This window comes from Pseudoalteromonas sp. Z1A6 (assembly GCF_011378745.1).
Lineage (GTDB): Bacteria > Pseudomonadota > Gammaproteobacteria > Enterobacterales > Alteromonadaceae > Pseudoalteromonas > Pseudoalteromonas arctica.
In genome coordinates this window covers 1-2,810 of the sequence record NZ_WTKW01000448.1, presented here as the reverse complement: position 1 = coordinate 2,810, position 2,810 = coordinate 1, and the positions used below count along the sequence as shown (strand labels likewise).

Annotated in this window: 2 protein-coding genes; both read right to left on the bottom strand. The window is 36.9% G+C overall.

Annotation, left to right across the window (positions count from 1 at the left end):
* Window positions 1-21: 21 nt before the first annotated feature.
* Window positions 22-1,674, bottom strand: a complete 1,653-nt coding sequence (gene fadD, locus GQR46_RS18340; RefSeq protein ID WP_165741958.1) for a long-chain-fatty-acid--CoA ligase FadD — start codon at window positions 1,672-1,674, stop codon at window positions 22-24.
* Between the two features lie 115 nt (window positions 1,675-1,789).
* The gene (locus tag GQR46_RS18335) at window positions 1,790-2,641 is read right to left on the bottom strand and encodes an alpha/beta hydrolase (RefSeq protein ID WP_165741955.1); all 852 of its coding nucleotides are present in this window, start codon (window positions 2,639-2,641) and stop codon (window positions 1,790-1,792) included.
* Window positions 2,642-2,810: the final 169 nt, after the last annotated feature.

Here is a 2,810-nt window from a genome sequence, read left to right as displayed (position 1 = left end):
TGTCGGCTTTTTTATAGGTTGCTAATCTTTCAAGGCTCTTCGGAGTATCTTACCTACGTTAGTTTTAGGTAACTCATCCCTAAACTCTACCAGTTTGGGGACCTTGTAATTAGTTAAATTTTCACGACAGTGACTTATTATATCTTTTTCAGTTAAAGAAGGGTCTTTTTTCACAACAAAAACTTTAACTTGTTCACCACTTACATCATGAGGAATACCAATAGCGGCTACTTCTAGTACACCTTCGTGCATAGCCACTACTTCTTCAATCTCATTAGGAAAAACATTAAAGCCAGATACAATGATCATGTCTTTTTTACGATCTACAATAAAGAAGAAACCTTCATCATCATAAGTCGCAATATCACCTGTAGCAAACCAGCCGTCTTTTAAACATTCAGCGGTTGCATCTGGTCGTTTGTAATAACCAACCATTACTTGCGGGCCTTTAACCCAAAGCTCACCTGGCTCGCCTTTTGCGGCTTCTTCACCATTATCAAGCATTAACTTAATATCGGTATTAGGCGCAGGTAAACCAATAGAGCCATTGTATGCTTTTAAATCAAAAGGACTAATAGTAACTAAAGGAGCACATTCAGTAAGTCCGTAGCCTTCCATTAGTTTTGAACCAGTCACTTTTTGCCATTTTTCGGCAACAGGACGTTGAACCGCCATACCACCGCCTAACGACATTTTTAAGTGGCTAAAATCTAGATCAGCAAAACCTGGAGTATTTAATAAACCATTAAATAGTGTGTTTACGCCAGTAATAGCGGTGAAGTTATGTTGGCCAAGCTCTTTAACAAACCCAGGCATATCACGTGGATTAGTAATAAGTACGTTTAAGCCACCGTATTTCATAAACGTTAAGCAATTAGCTGTTAAAGCAAAGATATGATAAAGCGGTAAAGCAGTAATAACGACTTCTGTACCACGATTTAACACTTTATCTAAACAACCTGAAACTTGCTCAAGGTTACCGACCATATTACCGTGGCTAAGCATTGCACCTTTAGATACACCTGTTGTGCCACCGGTGTACTGTAAAAAAGCAAGATCAGACAAGCTCATTTCAGGACGCGTGTATTTAGCTTCATCCGCAGCTAAAACGTCTGAAAATTTAATTGTGTTAGGCAAGTTAAACTTTGGCACCATTTTTTTAATGTGCTTCACAACAAAGTTAACTATATGCTTTTTAAGCCCGCCGACCATATCGCCTACTTGCGTTACTACAATGTGTTTAACATCGGTATGAGCAAGTGACTTTTCGAGCGTGTCAGCAAAGTTTGCTAGAATGAAAATAGCGGTAGTGTCGGAATCTTTTAACTGATGCTCTAATTCGCGCACAGTATAAAGTGGGTTAACATTTACAACCACACAACCTGCACGCAAAACACCTAAAATTGTGACTGGTGTTTGTAGTAAGTTCGGCATCATTACGGCAACTTTGTCACCTTTTTTAAGACCCAAATCATTTTGAATATAGGAAGCAACTTTTTTGGTTGCGGTGTCAATTTCGTCATACGATAACGTTTTACCCATATTAGTAAATGCAGGTAGATCTTTGTAATCAGAAAAACTTTTTTCGAACACTTCGAGTAACGAGTTGTAATGCTCAGGATCGATTGTTTCAGGCATACCCTCTGGGTAGCGCTTAAGCCAGATTTTTTCCACTCTTAGCCCCTGTTTATAATTATATTTTTATTAACCTTAATCTAAGTAAGGCGCTTTAACAATTGAGCAAATACTCTAATGCAGGAATAATCCCACATTTTACGTAAACTTACAATTAACATGCACCATTTTGCAGCATAAAGTCTTGAATATGCTCAAAACATAACTCACTACTTTGCATATGGCAATGATGCCCACCCTCTACTTCAATTACCTTCAAGTTATTGTAATAACTAATATACTTTGCCAAATTTTGTTTTACAAACGAATAACCTTCGTTACCTAAAATTAATTGACATGGTGCAGCTAAATCTTTTATTGCACCAATACATTGCGCTTCATCAAACCTAAAACCTGAGTGATTTTTAAGCTTTGGATCTGTTGTTAACGTAAAACCATCTAGAACCTGTTTTATATTTCGCTGCATTAAGAGCGTAATAAGCTCACTATTTAAATCGGTTGTTTGAGCACGTGCTTCATAAATAAGTTCTTTCGATTTATAAATTCTCGACTTTTTATTTTTTAAACGCGCTCTAGTTAATACCGCACTTTTTAGCTGTTCGCATACACCTTCACTTGGCGTTGTAACACAACCAATACCCTCAATAAAGGTAACAGACTTAACATAATCTCCAAAACAACTAGCAAAAAGTCCTGCAACCATAGCCCCCATAGAATGACCCACTAAATGTACTTTTTTAACACCAAGCGCATTTATAAGTTGGTACACATCATCAATATAATCAATAAAATAATAGTGTGCGTCATCACTTCGCCAACTCGATAAACCGTGCCCAACAAAGTCAATGCAGTACCAAGTGTGCTTTGGGTTAACGTTGTTTAACATTGGCATAAAGCTATGGCAGTTGTCTAACCACCCATGTAGCGCTATTACTATTTCGTTCCCTGAACCTACTTTTAAGCCATGAATATTTAAATTATTGGTTTCAATATTAAACGGCTGCATGGTAAGTCCTTTATTAATTTAGAGCATCATTATTTATAGCATACAAGTTGTCAGACCACTAACTTAGGAAATGGTGCGAAATTCACGCTTTAATTATCTTCCTGGTATCAAATATAGCACTGAGTAGAAAACCAAACTCAATATTTTCAATAACTTAAAAATGGAGTAA